Genomic DNA, 15317 nt, shown 5'->3' with positions numbered 1-15317 from the left:
ACCCTGTCTGGTAACGGTCGCCGCGTTCGGAGTCACCGGCGCGCGTGTAATTGGCCGTGGCCTGGCCGCTCCATTTTTCTTCCACTTTGCGCGTAATGATGTTGATGACCCCGCCCATGGCGTCAGACCCATACAGCGAAGACATGGGGCCGCGCACCACTTCAATGCGTTCAATCATGTCAGGTGTCAGCCAGTTCAAGTCCTGCCGGCCCAAATCCGCTCGGTAGTTGGTATCGGCAGAGCGTCCCATGCGCTTGCCATCCACCAGAATCAAGGTGTATTGCTCGGGCAGGCCGCGAATGCTGATTTTCGATTGCGGGCCATAGGAGTTGATGCCGCCGCTGACGCCGGGCACGCGGCGCAGCAATTGGTTGAGGTCATAAACGGGTTGGCGTTCGATTTCTTCCCGCGTGATGACGGTAATACTGGCAGGCGCGTCACGGACATCCACACCTGAGCCGGTCGCCGTCACGACGATTTGATTCAACTGCGCCACGCCTTCTTCTACCGCAGGTGCGTTAGTTTGCGTGACCTGCTGGGCAGAGGCTGCAGTGCAGGCAAGGGCGGTGCAAACCGCCAGATAAGTGGGAGCAAAACGCAACGGATGGTAAGAGATAGGCATTGCTAAAAACGTCCTGTAGTTTCTTTAGTGTTTTCTATAGAATCTATCTATATCTGTAGTTTCGCAAAAGGAAACGATTCGCATCTTAAGTTCTGTTCTCGATAAAATCGAAGCTAATCCAAAAACAACGACTTATCTTTAGAATGCTTTGGAAATCTGGCCGGAACTTTTTAATTTTGTGGCAGCAAAAGAACAGAAAATCATTCTTATTTGCATAATTTAATTATTGCCTTGACTGCCATCACGCATGACGGTGTACGGGGCGGCCAGCCGCTCTCAGGAGGCTCTCGCGGCGCGATTCAGGCAGCCTGCCGCGCTTCACGATAAAATGGGCATCTTTCGCCGCGCAATAACTGTGGCGGGTGTTTCAGGAGTACACCATGTGGTATTGGTTCGGCTTGGCCGCATTGACCTTGATCGGCGAGGTCATGTCCGGCACGTTCTATTTGCTGCTGGCGACTCTCGGTTTGCTGGGGGCTGGTCTGGTCACCTGGCTGGGGGCAGGCTTTGCCTGGCAGTTACTGGTTTTTGCCCTGGTGTCACTGGCCGGGCTGATGGTGTTGCGCCGTTTTGGCATTCTGCGCCGCAAGCGGGGCGACCCGGGACGCAACGTCAATCTGAATCTGGATATCGGCCAGGTGGTCGAGGTGCAAGCCTGGACCGAGCAAGGCACTGCTCGCGTGAATCATCGGGGCGCGCAATGGGATGCCGTGCCGGTTGATCCTGCTGCCGCACGGGTGCCTGGCCCTCACCGCATCATTGCGCTGGACGGCACGCGTCTGGTCCTGGCGCCGCTCGCCTGAAGCGCCTTCATTGCAAGGGCAGTCTTTGGCTTGCCCTGACGCTTTTCTCCAATCCACTTAAAAAGGCTGGACGGAACCATGCAGTTAAACCTGAGCGATTCCTCACTGTTTTTCATCATCCTGGCAGTGCTGGTGCTGCTGATTCTTTTCAAGGCCGTCGCGATTGTTCCGCAACAGCATGCCTGGGTCGTGGAACGGCTGGGCAAGTTTGACCGGGTGCTGTCCCCCGGGGCGGGCTTTGTCATCCCGTTCATTGAACGCGTTTCCTACAAGCATTCGCTCAAGGAAATTCCGCTGGATGTGCCCAGCCAGGTATGTATTACCCGCGATAACACCCAGTTGCAGGTGGATGGCGTGCTGTACTTCCAGGTGACGGACCCCATGCGCGCTTCCTACGGTGCATCCAACTATATTCTGGCCATTACGCAGCTGGCGCAAACCACGCTGCGCTCTGTCATTGGCAAAATGGAACTGGACCGCACTTTCGAAGAACGCGAAATCATCAATAGCACCGTGGTATCCGCCCTGGATGAGGCGGCGCTGAACTGGGGCGTGAAGGTGCTGCGCTATGAAATCAAAGACTTGACGCCGCCCAATGAAATTCTGCGCGCCATGCAGGCGCAGATCACCGCCGAGCGCGACAAGCGGGCGCTGATTGCGGCATCCGAAGGCCGCCGCCAGGAACAAATCAATATCGCCACCGGTGAGCGCGAAGCTTTTATCGCTCGCTCAGAAGGGGAGAAGCAGGCGCAGATCAACAAAGCCCAGGGTGAGGCCGAAGCCGTGCGCGCTATCGCCGAAGCCACGGCCTCGGCCATCACCCAGGTTGCGCAAGCCGTGCGCCAGCCGGGTGGCCAGGAAGCCATGAATCTGCAAGTCGCCGAGCGCTATGTCGATGCTTTCGGCGAACTGGCCAAGAAGGGCAATACCCTGATCCTGCCATCCAATCTGGCGGACATGGGCGGGCTGGTTGCATCGGCATTGTCAGTGGTCAAGGGCGTGAAAACTCCCGAGGCCTGAGGCCTGACCGCGCCAAACCGGCACGGGCAATGAAAAGGCTGGCGCGAGACATCGTGCCAGCTTTTTCATAAGCGCTGCGCGCCAGGCAGTGCCTGGCTCCGGCGCAGGCAACTGCCGTAGGGCAGGCGCCGTTCAGTCGTCGGAACGGCCAGCGCGGTTGCGGGTATCGTGTTTCATCACACGCTCGCGCTCACGCTCCCAATCCTTGTCACGCAGAGTATCGCGCTTGTCATGCAATTTCTTGCCCCGGCCCAGGCCTACATCAAGCTTGATGCGGCCCTTGGCATAGTGCAGGTTCAGCGGAACCAGTGCAAAACCGCGCTGCTCCACCTTGCCGATCAGTTTGTCGATTTCCTCTTTTTTCAGCAGCAGCTTGCGCGTGCGCGTCGCGTCCGGGTGAATATGGGTGGAAACCGTGGACAGCGGGCTGATATGCATGCCCAGCAGCCAGATTTCGCCGTCGAGGACGACGACGTAACTTTCTTTCAATTGCGCGCGTCCTGCGCGTATCGCCTTGACTTCCCACCCTTGCAGGACCAGCCCGGCTTCAAAGCGTTCTTCGATGAAATAATCATGGAAGGCTTTGCGATTGTCGATGATGCTCATAGATGCCTGGGCCGGTTTTGGTTAACCGGCTTCGTCCGAACCGTTAAAATCCATCTATTCTATCTATTTGCGACAGGTAATGCATAAAGTACAACGCTCCGTCCTGGTCCCGCACCGCCCTGAACAGATGTTCAACCTGGTGGCGGATGTGGCCCGCTATCCCGAATTCATGCCCTGGTGCGGCGCAACGGAGGTGCTGCACAGCGATGAGCAAGGCATGCGCGCGTCGGTCACGATCTCTTTTGCCGGCTTGCGGCAAAAATTCACGACGCAAAATACGCACGATTATCCGCACAGCATCACGCTCCAACTGGTGGATGGACCATTCTCGGCGCTGACGGGCCGATGGGAATTCCTGCCGCTGGGCGAAGATGCCTGCAAAGTCCTTTTCACGCTGGACTACGCCTTTTCCAGCCGTGCCCTGGAAGCCGTCGTCGGGCCAGTGTTCAACCGCATCGCATCCAGTTTCATAGACTCCTTTACCAAGCGCGCGCAGACTTGCTATGGCAATGGCTGAGCCAGCACAAACAGCTGTGACGGGTGATTTGCGAGTGCAGGTCTGCTATGCGCAGGCCGAGCAGTCCTGGCTGGAGGAGTGCTGGCTGCCCCCTGGCGCGACCGTGCGTGATGCGCTGGAGGCCGTCGAATATGAGGGCAGGGCGCCAGGTGTGGCGCCAGACACGCTGGATCTAGGTATTTTCGGCAAACGCTGTTCGCTGGAGACGGCATTGCACGACGGCGACCGCGTGGAAATCTATCGGCCGCTGGTTTTCGATCCCATGGAGTCACGCCGCCGCCGTGCGGAACTGAAAGCCCAGGGCATGCCCGGCATGCAGCGCCGTCGGCGCAGGCAAGTGTGAACCCGTACCGGCGGCCTCAGACAGCGTTCAGTTTGCCGGTTTTTCCAGCGGGTAGGGTAGCGTGCCGACTGTAATGACAGGGCCGTCTATTGCGCCGTAGCGCAGCTCGCCGCCAGCCAGCGTGTCCAGCGGCGCTTCCAGCAAAACGGCGCCTGGCGCGCTGGCAACGATACGGCCCGCCGGTTCCTGCGGCCGTGCCGGGTCAAAGACATCGGCCGCCGGTTCGGCCAGCAGCGCTGGGTCGGCCTGCAAAATACCATGTCCCATGCGGCGCTTGAGTGTTCCGCGGTAATGGCTGCGGGCCACGACCTCCTGGCCGGGGTAGCAGCCCTTGCGGAAATTAATACCGCCTATGCAATCGAAATTAACGTTCTGCGGCACAAACAAATCTGCGGTGGCGCCGCCTATCCAGGGAATACCGGCGCTCAGGTGCGTCTGATACCAGGCACCCGCTTCGACGTTTTGAGCCTCGCCCCATGCCGGCTGCGTATTGCCGGCAGGCAGGAAGAACCATTGTTGCGTGCCAGCAGGCGCGGCAGGCAAAGCCAGCCAGGTGCCGCTGGGCAAGTCTGCCTTATGCCAGGGGGCCTGAGGCAAAGCGCCTTGCGCCGCCTGTTCAGCCGCCGCCAGCTGGCCGCCAGCCAGCGTCACGCCATAAACCGCTTGCTGGCTGGCTGTGATTTTGACTTTGGCGCGCAAAATGAACATGGCCAGCCTGCGCGTGATGGCTTGCGCCGCATCGGCGCGCGCCAACAGCAGAATGTCGCCCTGGTCGCCGCCAGCGCTTGCCGCCTCAGGCGGCGCGCCTTCCCGCCATACCAGCAGACTGGCCAGCAAACGGCCTTTCGGGCTGCAATAGCCCGCCAGCCTGGCATCGTCCGGCCCCAGATGTTCGACATCCTGAGTCAGCTGTCCATGCAGAAAGCTGGCAGCATCCGCGCCGCTGACGCGGAAAATGGCGAACTCGGGCAGCAGGGCCAGAGACAGCGCGGCGGGCGCAGGGCTGTGAAGGGAATCTATAGTGGTCATTCTGGTCAAATCCGGTACAAGGAAACATGGCCCAGCCCGCCTGCTGGCGGCCAGCCATTGCCGCGTTTGCGTCCGGCCTCGCAGCGCTGCCGCAAGGCCTGTCCTGGCATTCTGGGCGAGCCCTCGCCCAAAGGGCGAATATCAGCTTCATCATAACGTTTTACATGTACTATCGTCGCCTCATTGCAGACTGACTCTCCTGAGGGAAGAGCCGTGCTGCCGGCCTCATCCGTTACACTTACCTTGTTATGAAATACCTGCGTCTGTTTCTTCTTTGGGTGCTGCTGCCGGCAGTCGTGCTGGCGGCTGCGGCCGGCGGTGCCGCGTGGTACTGGACCACGCATCCGCTGGCCATGGGCCAGGAAAAAATAGATTTCGTCGTCTTGCCCGGCAGCACGCCACGGAGCATCGCCGCCAGTCTGCAGGAGCAGGGGGTGGAGATCGACCCGCGCGCTTTTTCATGGCTGGCGCGTTACCGCGGAGATGATGTCCGCATCAAGGCCGGCGGCTATGAAGCGCTGCGCGGCGATACTCCCCTGACTTTGCTGGAACGTTTGGCCAGCGGCGCCATGAGCCAGCGCCAGCTGACTTTTGTCGAGGGCTGGAGTTATGCGCAAATCCGCGCGGCGCTGCGCGGACACCCCGATGTCAAGCAAACGCTGGATGGCGTCAGCGATCAGGCGCTGTTGACGCGCCTGGGCAGCACTTACTCAGCGCCTGAAGGCCTGTTTTTCCCGGATACCTACATTTTTACGCCTGGCACCAGCGATTTCGACATTCTGGCGCAAGCTTACCGTGCCCAGATACGAGAGCTGGAACAGGCCTGGGCGCAACGCCAGGCGAATTTGCCGCTCAAAACACCGTATGAACTGCTGACCCTGGCATCCATCATCGAGAAAGAAACCGGACACCACGAAGACCGCGGCAAAGTCGGCGGCGTCTTCATTAACCGTTTGCGCGTCAATATGCCGCTGCAAACCGACCCTACCGTCATCTATGGCATGGGGGAACGCTATCAGGGGCGGATCCGCAAACGCGATCTGGAAACCGATACGCCGTGGAATACCTATACCCGGCGCGGCCTGCCGCCCACGCCCATTGCCAGCCCCGGCCGCGCTTCGCTGCGGGCGGCCGTGGCGCCGGACGAGCATGGCTATTACTATTTTGTCTCACGCGGCGACGGCAGCAGCGCTTTTGCAGCGACACTGGCGGAACATAACCGTAATGTCGTCCGCTTTATTTTGAATCGTTGAAGGTGTTCCATGGTTGCCAGGCAAGGCTATTTCATCACTCTTGAAGGCGTGGATGGCGCCGGTAAAAGCAGTCATATCGCCAGCATTGCCGACTGCCTGCGCCAGCATGCGCCTGCGCTGGTCGTGACGCGTGAGCCTGGCGGAACACCGGCCGGCGAGCAGCTGCGTGACATGCTGCTGCATCAGGCCATGCATCAGGACACCGAGCTGCTGCTGATGTTCGCCGCCCGCTGCGAGCATCTGCGCACCGTGATCAGCCCGGCATTGGCCCGGGGCGACTGGGTGCTGTGCGACCGTTTCACGGACGCTACCTATGCCTACCAGGGCGGCGGCCGCGGGCTGGATGATGCGCGCATTGGCGAGCTGGAGCAGTGGGTGCAGCTAGGCACCCAACCTGATCTGACCTTGCTGTTTGATGTGCCGCTGGAAGTCGCGCGCGCCCGGCGCAGCAGCGCGCGCGAACCGGATCGTTTCGAAGCGCAAGCTGAAGCTTTCTTCGAGCGTACGCGGCAGGCTTATTTGCGCCGTGCAGCCGCCGCGCCCGGACGCATCCGCATTATTGATGCCTCGCGTTCGATGGAGGAAGTCGGCGCGTCCGTCGTGGCCGTGCTCACCGAGCGGTTGCAGTCATGGCAATAAACCTGCCCCGGCCCGGTTACGAGTTTCTGCCCTGGCAGAAAACCATCGCCGCGAATTGGCTGGCCCAGCGGGAGCGCTTCTCCCACGCCTGGCTGATTCATGGCCTGGCAGGGATAGGCAAAACGCATTTTGCCCGCGCCGCCGCCGCCAGCCTGCTGTGCGAACAGCCTCAGCATGGTATGGCTTGCGGCCGCTGTGAAGCTTGCGGCTGGGTTGCGGCGGGCAATCACCCGGATCTGCGCTTGCTGCGGCCCGATAGCGTGGCGCAGGAAGAGGGCGCGGGAGAAGAAGAGGGCGAGGCCGCCAGCGCCGAAGGCGGCAGCGCCAAGAAAGCGCCTTCAAAAGAAATCCGCGCAGAACAAATACGCCGGCTGGGCAATTGGTTCAATACCGCTACCCACCGCGGCGGCTGGCGCGTGGCGGTACTGTATCCCGCTGAAGCGCTCAATCACATCACCGCCAATGCGCTGCTGAAAATTCTGGAAGAACCGCCAGCCCATACCGTCTTTCTGCTGGTGGCCAATGCGCCCGATAAGCTCTTGCCTACCATCGTGTCCCGCTGCCGCCGTTTGCCATTGCCGGTGCCAGCGCTGCCAGATGCCCAGGCCTGGATGGCTGAGCAGGGTGTCCGTGATGCGGATGCCTGGCTGGCCGCCGCGGGTGGCGCGCCCGTTCTGGCTGTCCGGCTGGCCGCCGGCCGTGATCAGCCTTGCCCCGCCTGGCTGCAGCAGCTGTCTGCCGAATTGGCCCGGCCAGGGCAAGGCGATATTGGCAGTGTGGCGGATCTGCTGGAAAAAACAGCGGCCAGTGAATGGCTGGACGCCTTGCAGCGTTATTATTTTGACTTGCAACTCGCTACCGCCGGCCTGGCGCCGCGCTACTATCCTGCGCTGGCAGCGGATATCGCCGCTATTGCCCAACGCGCCGAACCGGTAGGCCTGAGCGATACCGCGCAGTGGATCAAGCGCCAGCAAGCCATTGCCGAGCATCCGCTGAATCCGAAACTCTTCATTCATAGCGCGCTGCAGCGCATTCTGTTGTCAACGCGCGCGTGAATACGGCCGTATCATGTATATCGACTCTCATTGCCATCTGAATTTCCCACAGCTCAAAGAAAATCTGCCCGAGATTTTCGCCAGCATGGATGCCAACCAGGTTACCCATGCCTTGTGCGTCAGCGTCAATCTGCCCGATTGGCCGGATATGATGACCCTGGTGGAGTCTTCCCCCAGGCTATGGGCCTCGGCAGGTGTGCACCCGGATTACGAAGATACGCCGGAAGCCAGCCCGCAGATGCTGCTGGATATGGCGCAACACCCCAAGGTTGTGGCGATCGGGGAAACCGGGCTGGATTACTACCGCCGTGAAGACCAGCCGGAGTGGCAAAAGCAGCGCTTCCGCGAGCATATCCAGGCCGCGCGCCAGACAGGCCTGCCCCTGATTATTCATACCCGCGCTTCGGCGGCCGACACCATCGACATGATTGCCAGCGAAGGGCAAGGCGAAGTGCGCGGTGTCATGCATTGCTTTACCGAGGATTGGGACAACGCCCGCAAAGCCTTGGATCTCGGTTTCTATATTTCGATTTCCGGCATCGTGACGTTCAAGAACGCGCCTGTCATTCACGATGTCGCCAGCAAAGTTCCGCTGGATCGCCTGCTGATTGAAACCGACTCCCCCTATTTGGCGCCGGTGCCGTTCCGCGGCAAGCTGAACGATCCATCGAAAGTCCGTTATGTCGCAGAAAAAATTGCAGAACTTCGGCAGATGGACGCAGAGCGGGTGGGGCAGGCTACAACGGATAACTTCTTCAATCTTTTCAGTAAGATAGATCGTTAACCTAATCCAAACTGTTAGAAATTATCCTTGCCGCATCGGTATTCTAAAAAATACCAATAAAATCATATATTTACATAATATACATAAAGCGTTTTATTTAAAGTAAAGTCTTTAAAGTGGTTTGGTTGAAGTAAAACCTTAAGTTGCTGGAGCCTGCTGCCATGCCTGATTTCCATCCTTCATCCGTGTCCTGCTCACGCTCATCGGCAATCTCCGGGCTGCGTCCAGGTTCAGCAAGTCTTGCCCCGCAGCGCGCGCCTTCTGGCAAACGCCGCGCATGCCTGTTGCTGGCGCTCAGCCTGTGCTGCAGCACGGCGGCATGGGCCAGCAAAGATAGGCGCGCGCCAGCGCCGAGAGACTGGTGGGTAAACCTGGATAACGACAGGGCGGCAGCAATTGCCAGCGATTTGCGCGCGGGTGCCGACCCCAACCTGAAGGATGCCGAAGGCATGCCTGCCATCATGTATGCGGTGCGCAAAAATGCATGGAATGCGTTTGATGTGCTTGCGGCAGCGCCTGCGCTGAATCTGGAAGCCCGCAATCGCTGGGATGAAAATGTGCTGATGTATGCCGCCTTGATGGGGCAGACAGATAGGGTGGGGCAGTTGCTGCGGCGTGGCGCGGAAGTCAACAAGCTGGGCTGGAGCGCCTTGCATTATGCGGCAGCCGGCGGTCATCCAGAAACGGTCAATCTGCTGCTGAATGCCGGGGCCATGGTCAATGCCCCAGCCCCGGATGGCACCAGCCCGCTGATGATGGCGGCGCAGGCGAACAGCAAACCCTCCGTAGAGCGTCTGTTGCAAGCTGGCGCGCATTTGAGCCAGCAAACCGCGGATGGCAGGACGGCCATGGATTTCGCGCAAGCCAAGGGGCATACCCGCCTGGCGGCCGAATTGCGTGAATGGATGGCGCGCCAGCCTGCACCCAGGTAATACCTCTTGGCGTGCCTCTTCGGTGCCGCTTCGATATCGCGCTGTTGCCACTCTGACGCAGCCAGCGTCGCAAAACCAGGGCTGGGCCTGTCGGTATTGGCCGCATGACGCTGACATTGGCCAGCCGCTGGCCCAGGATGTCGCTGGCAGGCGCCAGTGTTGCGGCATGACGCCAGAAAAATAGGGACAATCATTTTCTGCGAGGCAATCTCGCATAAAATTTAGGGCGCAACTTGATAAAGCACCGGACACAACGGAGACAACCGGAATGATTGCGCAGCACCCCACGCATAACCTGCCGTCCTATCTTGACCCCAGCCACCTTGGCCCCTGGGGCATTTACCTGCAACAAATCGACCGTGTTGCACCCTACCTGGGCGACCTGGCGCGGTGGCTGGAAACGCTCAAGCGCCCCAAGCGCATTCTGGTGGTCGATGTTCCCATTGAGCTGGACAACGGCAAAATCGCGCACTTCGAAGGCTACCGTGTTCAGCACAACACGTCGCGCGGCCCAGGCAAGGGCGGCGTCCGCTATCACCAGGACGTCACGCTGTCCGAGGTCATGGCGCTGTCCGCCTGGATGTCGGTGAAAAATGCCGCCATCAATCTGCCCTACGGCGGCGCCAAAGGCGGCATCCGGGTCGATCCGCGCCAGCTCAGCATGGGGGAACTGGAGCGCCTGACGCGCCGCTATACCAGTGAAATCGGCATCATCATCGGGCCCAACAAGGATATTCCGGCGCCTGACGTCAATACCAATGCCCAGGTCATGGCCTGGATGATGGATACCTACTCCATGAATGAGGGGGCCACGGCCACCGGGGTCGTGACAGGCAAGCCCATCACACTGGGCGGCAGCCTGGGCCGTAACGAGGCTACCGGGCGCGGCGTCTTTGTGGTGGCCTGCGAAGCGGCGCGAGACCTGGGTGTGCCGCTGGAAGGCGCGCGGGTGCTGGTGCAAGGTTTTGGCAACGTCGGCGGCATTGCCGCCAAGCTGTTTCAGGAAGCCGGCGCCAAGGTTATTGCCGTGCAGGACCATACCGGCAGCGTGCGCAATGACAAAGGCTTGGATGTTGCCGCACTGAGGCAGCACGTGCAGACCCATGGCGGCGTGGCGGGTTATCCCGGCGGTGAAGACCTGGCCGATGAGGACTTCTGGACGCTGGAAGCAGAATTCCTCATTCCTGCGGCGCTGGAAGGCCAGCTGACCGAAGACAATGCGCCAGGTGTGCGGGCGCGCATCGTCGTGGAAGGCGCCAACGGCCCGACCACCCCGCAAGCCGACGATATTCTGCGCGACAAAGGGATTCAGGTTGTCCCCGATGTGCTGGCCAATGCCGGTGGGGTCGCCGTCAGCTACTTTGAATGGGTGCAGGACTTTTCCAGCTTCTTCTGGACGGAAGAGGAGATCAACCAGCGATTGGAGCGCATCATGCGCGCGGCCTATGCGTCGATTTCCAGCGTGGCGCAGCAGCATGGCGTGTCATTGCGCACGGCGGCCTTTATTGTGGCCTGCTCACGCATCCTCGAAGCGCGCCAGCTGCGCGGCTTGTATCCCTGAGCGTCTGCACTCGGGCGCACGCGCTGCCGCGTGCGTCTGGCGGCGGCTTCGGCCCACAAGCTGAAGCCGTCACCGCTGGCGGTCAAGCCAAAAATCGGCTCACAATGTCATTGAAACGGCGCGGATGCGCCAGATTGACCGCATGAGACGCGCCATCGACCTGCACCAGCTGGGCGTTGGGCAGATGGCTGGCCAGGGCGGCAATGGTTTGATGAAAGCGTTCCGGGCTGCGCTGCCCCTGCATCAGCAGTACCGGGAGCTTCAGCGCGGCCAGCATTTGCGGCTGATAATGCGGCAAGAGATCCGTATTCAGCTGGCTGGGCAAAGTATGCGCATTATCCAGCGCCATCTTGCGGAAACTGGCCGGGCTATAGCGCCAGCTGCCGTCCCGGCTCACGCTATCGACAAACTCGGCCACGGCGGCTTCGGTAATTCCGGCGTCCAATTGCGCTGCCAGACGATCCCGGAAGGCCTTATCCAGGCGCAAAGCCTCGCTATCCTCGCCTTCCATACGGCCGGCAGGCTCGACCAGCACCAGCTTGCCCAGTTTTTCCGGGACGCGCTGGGCCAGATGGCAGGCCAATAGGCCGCCACGGGAATGCGCCACCACATCCACGCTGCCAGGCAGAGCCTGGACCAATTGGGTCAGCTCCTCCACATCCCTGGCCCAGGAAAGCGCCGGATAGGACTTGCCAGGGTGATAAGCGCGCAGACTGGGGGCAATCGCATCCCATCCTTGCTGAGCGAATTCAATGACTTGTGCGCGCCAATAACGAGCGTCACACAGTGAGCCATGGATAAATAGCAGGGGCGCGCCTTGCCCGGCGCGCAAACCAAACCAGGACAGGGTTTCTGGCAGATTGAAAGAAGTGAAATCAGCAGACATGAATAATGAGACCAAGGCCGCTAGTAGCGGAAGCGGCGAGTTTAACCGCCCTGAACGCGCCAGGGGGAGGCCGCGCCGCCCGTGGGCTCATTCGCCGCATGACAAAAAAACGGCCTGGAATGGTGTTTGCCATTCCAGGCCGTGAACTGCCCATCCCGTCTGGCGGCGGATAGGCAGTGCTTGCTCTGTTGCAGGGCGGATGCGCGCCAGCCGCCGGCTCCTGTATTACTTGGCTGCGGTGGCGGGCAGATATTCCGGTTTCAGGATGCCATCCAGAGAGGAATAGGGCAGGCTGAATACCGGCATGCCATCCGAGCGCGGCGCGATCGAATACAAGGGATACAGAATACGCACCCCTTCCGTCTCCAGCGCAAAGATGCTGCTGGGCTGATAGGGCCAGGTTTGCACGTATTCCGCGTATTCCGTCTGGCTCAGATTCTTGGCAGCCATCCAGTTATCAAAGGCCGTGCGCAGCAAAATTTCGAAGCGCGGCTTGGCGCCGGGTTCCAGCACATCATCCAGTGTCAATGCCCGTTGCTGGGGAATCGACCAGTTCAGATACTCGGTCTGGTACATCCCGTTTGCCCCGCCGGAATATTCTTCCGTTTCCAGCTCGATCACCAGCAAGGACGGCGTTTCGCGATAGGGCTTGGCTTGCAAGGTCACGACATCGCGCGGGGTAGCGTTTTGCATGAACGCCGTGCGCAGCGCCTTGATCGAGGGGAAGGGGGATTGGCCGCCATCCAGCATATGGAGCAACTGGCTTTCAATGTTTTGATTCAAGGCCGGTTGTGTCGGATAGCGCGCCACATCCACGGTCAGATTGCCGCACAGCTGTTCCGCGCGCTTGGCAGTCAGTTCGCAGCTATCCTGAATTTCCTTCCAGCTTTCTATGCTGTAAGGCAGCGCGTCACTGTTTTTAACCGGCGTTACGCCGATATCGGCAGGAAGCTTGGTGCCGCAAGCGGCCAGCAACAGGGCAGACGTCAGCGCAGATACCGCCAGCAGCGTGTGGCCTCGGAGGGAGCGATTCGGTACTGGGAAATTATGTTTCATCGTTGCATACCTTCTAGTAAAAACTGTGTTGGTGCGGTAGTCCGGGCAACAGGCCGCGGGGCATCTGCTATCCCATGGCGGCGCCGTCAGTGCGTTCCGAACGGCGGGGCCAAGGGTAAAGCGTTAAGGATCAAGTGCCCCCGCGTCAGGCCGCATTACGAACTTTTTCACCCAATTCATAAGCGCGCCTGACCGCAGGGCGGGCCGCAATACGCGCCATCCAGTCCTTGATGCGCGGGAAATCGTCGATATTCTGCTGTTGCCGCTCATAGGGCACGACCCAGGGGTAAATCGCCATATCCGCAATGGAATACTCACCCGCCACGAAGGGGCGATCTGCCAGACGTTTTTCCAGGACACCATACAAGCGCGTGGTTTCCTTCACATAGCGTTCTATGGCATAAGGCACTTTCTCCGGAGCAAATACGGAAAAGTGGTGGTTCTGGCCTGCCATGGGGCCCAGGCCGCCCATCTGCCAGAACAGCCATTGCAGCGTATCCATGCGCTCACGCAGATCGGCAGAAAGGAACTTGCCGGTTTTCTCGGCGAGGTAAACCAGAATCGCGCCGGATTCAAACACCGGGATCGCCGCTTTCCCATCCGCCGGATCGTGGTCGATAATGGCAGGGATGCGATTGTTGGGCGAGACCGCCAGGAAATGCGGCTGGAACTGCTCGTTTTTTGAAATATTGATCGGTTGCAGGCGGTATTCCAAGCCTGTTTCTTCCAGGTAAATAGCGATTTTTTGGCCATTGGGCGTCGGCCAGTAAAACAGGTCTATCATCGTTATTCCAGAAAAGTCGGTGATGCCAATCGCCGCCTAGCGGCTTGCGTCCAGAGCAATACTGCATAACAGTATCGTATAGACAGGCATTCAAGTCCATGCGTTCAAATCGCGGAATTTTCAGCAAATGTGAACGCCTGGCAATGGGAGGAAAGCAATGCAGAATGATTTACTCAGCCGGCTGGAGGCCATGCGCCAAGGCGGGCAGGACAACCTTTTGTTGCGTTTCAGCTTAGGCAAGGCCTATGCCGAGCAAGAGCGCTACCAGGAAGCGGCCACAGAACTGGAAGCCGCCCTGACGCATGACCCGGATTACGGTGCGGCGTGGAAATGGCTGGGCCGTGCCCGCCTGGCCCTGGATGACCGTGGCGGCGCCCGCATAGCCTGGGAAGAGGGGATAGTGCGAGCCGAAAACCGCGGCGACAAGCAATTGGTCAAGGAAATGCAGGTGTTCCTCAAACGCCTGGATAAAGCAGGAGCATAAATATCATGGCAAAAGCGACGATTTACCATAACCCGCGCTGCGGCACGTCCCGGACGGTCTTGCAGCGTCTGCAGGATGCCGGGCTGAACGTGGAAGTCATTGAATACCTCAAGCATCCCCCGACACGCACGCAGCTGGAAGCCTTGATCCAGGCAAGCGGCCTGAGCGTGCGTGCCGCGATTCGCAGCAAAGAAGCGCTGTTCACGGAGCTGAAACTGGACGATCCCAGTGTGACGGATGCCGCGCTGCTCGATGCCATGGCCGCGCATCCCATTCTGATCAATCGTCCGATTGTCGTGACCGGGAAGGGCACGCGCCTGTGCCGGCCAGCCGAGATTGTCGAAGAAATCCTGCCGGGCTAAAAGCCTGCCTGGGGCATAAGCGGCCCGGGCGGCCCGATGTGCGGGTACATCCATCCATGGCAGGCATAGTGACTGTCGCAGGCGTCTTAGCCAGCATGCCTGCGACAGGTGCCGCGTTAGTTATAACGGCCGCCAGCCCCGGACAAACTGAAGCGTCCGGCGCCCAGGAAGAAAATCGCCAGCGCGCCAAACAGGAACATACCGGGCAATTCCGGCGCCCAGCCGCCGCTGCGTGTCAGGTGCGTCAATTCGCCGCTGTGGGCCAGGAAGAACGCGAATAGCATATTGACGGCAACCAGCAAGGCGCCGACCCGCGTGTAAGTGCCCATGACGATCAGGAAGGGGCCAAGAACTTCGCCCAGATAGGTGCCATAGGCCAGCCAGCCGGGCAGACCCTTGGCGACCAGCATGGCTTCAGGCCCGCCAACACCGTTTACCAGTTTGAGTAAGCCATGCAGCAGCACCAGGATTCCGACCGCCAGGCGCAGGATCAGTTTTCCCAAGTCATCGGATTTCAGCATGTATGTGTTCTCGAAAGATCGGTTTCAGAAAGCCGCCAGGATCAAGCCGAAAGCGTCCGG

At 59.9% G+C, this 15317-nt stretch carries 20 protein-coding genes; 12 read left to right on the top strand and 8 right to left on the bottom strand.

Translation table 11 applies throughout. The annotated features are described in order from the left end of the window. A partial coding sequence (locus ACTJGZ_RS13155) for a TonB-dependent receptor plug domain-containing protein (protein ID WP_441663367.1) occupies positions 1 to 622 on the bottom strand: 622 nt, incomplete at its 3' end. Positions 623 to 1002: 380 nt separating this feature from the next. Between ACTJGZ_RS13155 and ACTJGZ_RS13150 the strand changes: the two genes are divergently transcribed. Beyond that, positions 1003 to 1425 carry an NfeD family protein gene (locus ACTJGZ_RS13150; RefSeq protein WP_441663366.1) on the top strand — a complete coding sequence of 141 codons (423 nt, stop codon included), beginning with the start codon at positions 1003 to 1005 and terminating at the stop codon, positions 1423 to 1425. A gap of 78 nt (positions 1426 to 1503) precedes the next feature. Next, positions 1504 to 2445: an SPFH domain-containing protein gene (locus ACTJGZ_RS13145; protein WP_441663365.1), complete on the top strand. Its 942-nt coding sequence runs from the start codon at positions 1504 to 1506 to the stop codon at positions 2443 to 2445. A gap of 132 nt (positions 2446 to 2577) precedes the next feature. Here ACTJGZ_RS13145 and smpB read toward each other — a convergent pair whose 3' ends face one another. Continuing rightward, complete coding sequence (gene smpB / locus ACTJGZ_RS13140; protein ID WP_441663364.1) at positions 2578 to 3051, bottom strand: SsrA-binding protein SmpB; 474 nt, start codon at positions 3049 to 3051, stop codon at positions 2578 to 2580. Between the two features lie 79 nt (positions 3052 to 3130). Between smpB and ACTJGZ_RS13135 the strand changes: the two genes are divergently transcribed. Continuing rightward, a complete protein-coding gene (locus ACTJGZ_RS13135) occupies positions 3131 to 3568 on the top strand; it encodes a type II toxin-antitoxin system RatA family toxin (protein ID WP_441663363.1) in 438 nt (145 codons plus the stop codon). Between the two features lie 16 nt (positions 3569 to 3584). After that, on the top strand, positions 3585 to 3911 hold the full coding sequence (locus ACTJGZ_RS13130; RefSeq protein WP_441663362.1) for an RnfH family protein: 327 nt from the start codon (positions 3585 to 3587) through the stop codon (positions 3909 to 3911). Between the two features lie 27 nt (positions 3912 to 3938). Here ACTJGZ_RS13130 and ygfZ read toward each other — a convergent pair whose 3' ends face one another. Next, positions 3939 to 4940, bottom strand: a complete 1002-nt coding sequence (gene ygfZ / locus ACTJGZ_RS13125) for a CAF17-like 4Fe-4S cluster assembly/insertion protein YgfZ (RefSeq protein ID WP_441663361.1) — start codon at positions 4938 to 4940, stop codon at positions 3939 to 3941. Between the two features lie 248 nt (positions 4941 to 5188). Here ygfZ and mltG point away from each other — a divergent pair, with 248 nt between their 5' ends. From mltG to ACTJGZ_RS13105, 4 genes are read left to right on the top strand one after another with little or no spacing between them, the layout of a single operon-like run. After that, entirely contained in the window at positions 5189 to 6193 is a 1005-nt protein-coding gene (gene mltG, locus ACTJGZ_RS13120; protein WP_441663360.1) for an endolytic transglycosylase MltG, read from the top strand. A 9-nt stretch (positions 6194 to 6202) separates the two neighbouring features. Next, entirely contained in the window at positions 6203 to 6832 is a 630-nt protein-coding gene (gene tmk / locus ACTJGZ_RS13115) for a dTMP kinase (RefSeq protein ID WP_441663359.1), read from the top strand. Further along, on the top strand, positions 6823 to 7887 hold the full coding sequence (holB, locus tag ACTJGZ_RS13110; protein WP_441663358.1) for a DNA polymerase III subunit delta': 1065 nt from the start codon (positions 6823 to 6825) through the stop codon (positions 7885 to 7887). Before tmk ends, holB begins: the two co-directional genes overlap by 10 nt. Positions 7888 to 7900: 13 nt before the next feature. Further along, positions 7901 to 8671: a TatD family hydrolase gene (locus tag ACTJGZ_RS13105; protein ID WP_441663357.1), complete on the top strand. Its 771-nt coding sequence runs from the start codon at positions 7901 to 7903 to the stop codon at positions 8669 to 8671. Positions 8672 to 8768: 97 nt separating this feature from the next. On the opposite strand, the gene ACTJGZ_RS13100 is transcribed toward ACTJGZ_RS13105, so the two are convergent. Continuing rightward, positions 8769 to 9122, bottom strand: coding sequence for a hypothetical protein (locus ACTJGZ_RS13100; protein ID WP_441663356.1), 354 nt, complete (start codon positions 9120 to 9122; stop codon positions 8769 to 8771). On the opposite strand from ACTJGZ_RS13100, the gene ACTJGZ_RS13095 reads away from it, so the two are divergent. After that, positions 9121 to 9603 (top strand): ankyrin repeat domain-containing protein, encoded by a 483-nt coding sequence (locus tag ACTJGZ_RS13095; protein WP_441663355.1) that lies wholly within the window; start codon positions 9121 to 9123, stop codon positions 9601 to 9603. The genes ACTJGZ_RS13100 and ACTJGZ_RS13095 overlap by 2 nt on opposite strands. Before the next feature lie 268 nt (positions 9604 to 9871). Continuing rightward, the gene (locus ACTJGZ_RS13090) at positions 9872 to 11164 is read left to right on the top strand and encodes a Glu/Leu/Phe/Val family dehydrogenase (protein WP_441663354.1); all 1293 of its coding nucleotides are present in this window, start codon (positions 9872 to 9874) and stop codon (positions 11162 to 11164) included. 82 nt (positions 11165 to 11246) lie between these two features. Here the strand turns inward: ACTJGZ_RS13090 and ACTJGZ_RS13085 are convergent, their stop codons facing one another. From ACTJGZ_RS13085 to ACTJGZ_RS13075, 3 genes are all read right to left on the bottom strand, one after another. Continuing rightward, positions 11247 to 12050 (bottom strand): alpha/beta fold hydrolase, encoded by an 804-nt coding sequence (locus ACTJGZ_RS13085; protein WP_441663353.1) that lies wholly within the window; start codon positions 12048 to 12050, stop codon positions 11247 to 11249. Positions 12051 to 12275: 225 nt separating this feature from the next. Then, on the bottom strand, positions 12276 to 13106 hold the full coding sequence (locus ACTJGZ_RS13080) for an RsiV family protein (RefSeq protein ID WP_441663352.1): 831 nt from the start codon (positions 13104 to 13106) through the stop codon (positions 12276 to 12278). 145 nt (positions 13107 to 13251) lie between these two features. Continuing rightward, positions 13252 to 13890, bottom strand: a complete 639-nt coding sequence (locus tag ACTJGZ_RS13075; RefSeq protein WP_441663351.1) for a glutathione binding-like protein — start codon at positions 13888 to 13890, stop codon at positions 13252 to 13254. 157 nt (positions 13891 to 14047) lie between these two features. On the opposite strand from ACTJGZ_RS13075, the gene ACTJGZ_RS13070 reads away from it, so the two are divergent. Further along, complete coding sequence (locus ACTJGZ_RS13070; RefSeq protein ID WP_441663350.1) at positions 14048 to 14374, top strand: tetratricopeptide repeat protein; 327 nt, start codon at positions 14048 to 14050, stop codon at positions 14372 to 14374. Positions 14375 to 14379: 5 nt separating this feature from the next. Continuing rightward, complete coding sequence (gene arsC / locus ACTJGZ_RS13065) at positions 14380 to 14736, top strand: arsenate reductase (glutaredoxin) (protein ID WP_441663349.1); 357 nt, start codon at positions 14380 to 14382, stop codon at positions 14734 to 14736. 116 nt (positions 14737 to 14852) lie between these two features. On the opposite strand, the gene ACTJGZ_RS13060 is transcribed toward arsC, so the two are convergent. Further along, entirely contained in the window at positions 14853 to 15257 is a 405-nt protein-coding gene (locus tag ACTJGZ_RS13060) for a DoxX family protein (protein ID WP_441663348.1), read from the bottom strand. Between the last annotated feature and the right edge of the window lie 60 nt (positions 15258 to 15317).

Origin of the sequence: Kerstersia sp. (genome assembly GCF_052103615.1) — a bacterium.
Taxonomy (GTDB): Bacteria; Pseudomonadota; Gammaproteobacteria; order Burkholderiales; family Burkholderiaceae_B; genus Kerstersia.
Note: the sequence above shows the minus strand (reverse complement) of the source record. Positions and strands in the feature narration are given on the sequence as shown.

Bases quoted from the DNA above. Each gene is read 5' to 3' on its own strand.
- ACTJGZ_RS13150 (WP_441663366.1), top strand. From the start codon at position 1,003: ATGTGGTATTGGTTCGGCTTGGCCGCATTGACCTTGATCGGCGAGGTC.
- ACTJGZ_RS13145 (WP_441663365.1), top strand. From the start codon at position 1,504: ATGCAGTTAAACCTGAGCGATTCCTCACTGTTTTTCATCATCCTGGCA.
- smpB (WP_441663364.1), bottom strand. From the start codon at position 3,051: ATGAGCATCATCGACAATCGCAAAGCCTTCCATGATTATTTCATCGAA.
- ACTJGZ_RS13135 (WP_441663363.1), top strand. From the start codon at position 3,131: ATGCATAAAGTACAACGCTCCGTCCTGGTCCCGCACCGCCCTGAACAG.
- ygfZ (WP_441663361.1), bottom strand. From the start codon at position 4,940: ATGACCACTATAGATTCCCTTCACAGCCCTGCGCCCGCCGCGCTGTCT.
- mltG (WP_441663360.1), top strand. From the start codon at position 5,189: ATGAAATACCTGCGTCTGTTTCTTCTTTGGGTGCTGCTGCCGGCAGTC.
- tmk (WP_441663359.1), top strand. From the start codon at position 6,203: ATGGTTGCCAGGCAAGGCTATTTCATCACTCTTGAAGGCGTGGATGGC.
- holB (WP_441663358.1), top strand. From the start codon at position 6,823: ATGGCAATAAACCTGCCCCGGCCCGGTTACGAGTTTCTGCCCTGGCAG.
- ACTJGZ_RS13105 (WP_441663357.1), top strand. From the start codon at position 7,901: ATGTATATCGACTCTCATTGCCATCTGAATTTCCCACAGCTCAAAGAA.
- ACTJGZ_RS13095 (WP_441663355.1), top strand. From the start codon at position 9,121: ATGCCTGCCATCATGTATGCGGTGCGCAAAAATGCATGGAATGCGTTT.
- ACTJGZ_RS13100 (WP_441663356.1), bottom strand. From the start codon at position 9,122: ATGCCTTCGGCATCCTTCAGGTTGGGGTCGGCACCCGCGCGCAAATCG.
- ACTJGZ_RS13090 (WP_441663354.1), top strand. From the start codon at position 9,872: ATGATTGCGCAGCACCCCACGCATAACCTGCCGTCCTATCTTGACCCC.
- ACTJGZ_RS13085 (WP_441663353.1), bottom strand. From the start codon at position 12,050: ATGTCTGCTGATTTCACTTCTTTCAATCTGCCAGAAACCCTGTCCTGG.
- ACTJGZ_RS13080 (WP_441663352.1), bottom strand. From the start codon at position 13,106: ATGAAACATAATTTCCCAGTACCGAATCGCTCCCTCCGAGGCCACACG.
- ACTJGZ_RS13075 (WP_441663351.1), bottom strand. From the start codon at position 13,890: ATGATAGACCTGTTTTACTGGCCGACGCCCAATGGCCAAAAAATCGCT.
- ACTJGZ_RS13070 (WP_441663350.1), top strand. From the start codon at position 14,048: ATGCAGAATGATTTACTCAGCCGGCTGGAGGCCATGCGCCAAGGCGGG.
- arsC (WP_441663349.1), top strand. From the start codon at position 14,380: ATGGCAAAAGCGACGATTTACCATAACCCGCGCTGCGGCACGTCCCGG.
- ACTJGZ_RS13060 (WP_441663348.1), bottom strand. From the start codon at position 15,257: ATGCTGAAATCCGATGACTTGGGAAAACTGATCCTGCGCCTGGCGGTC.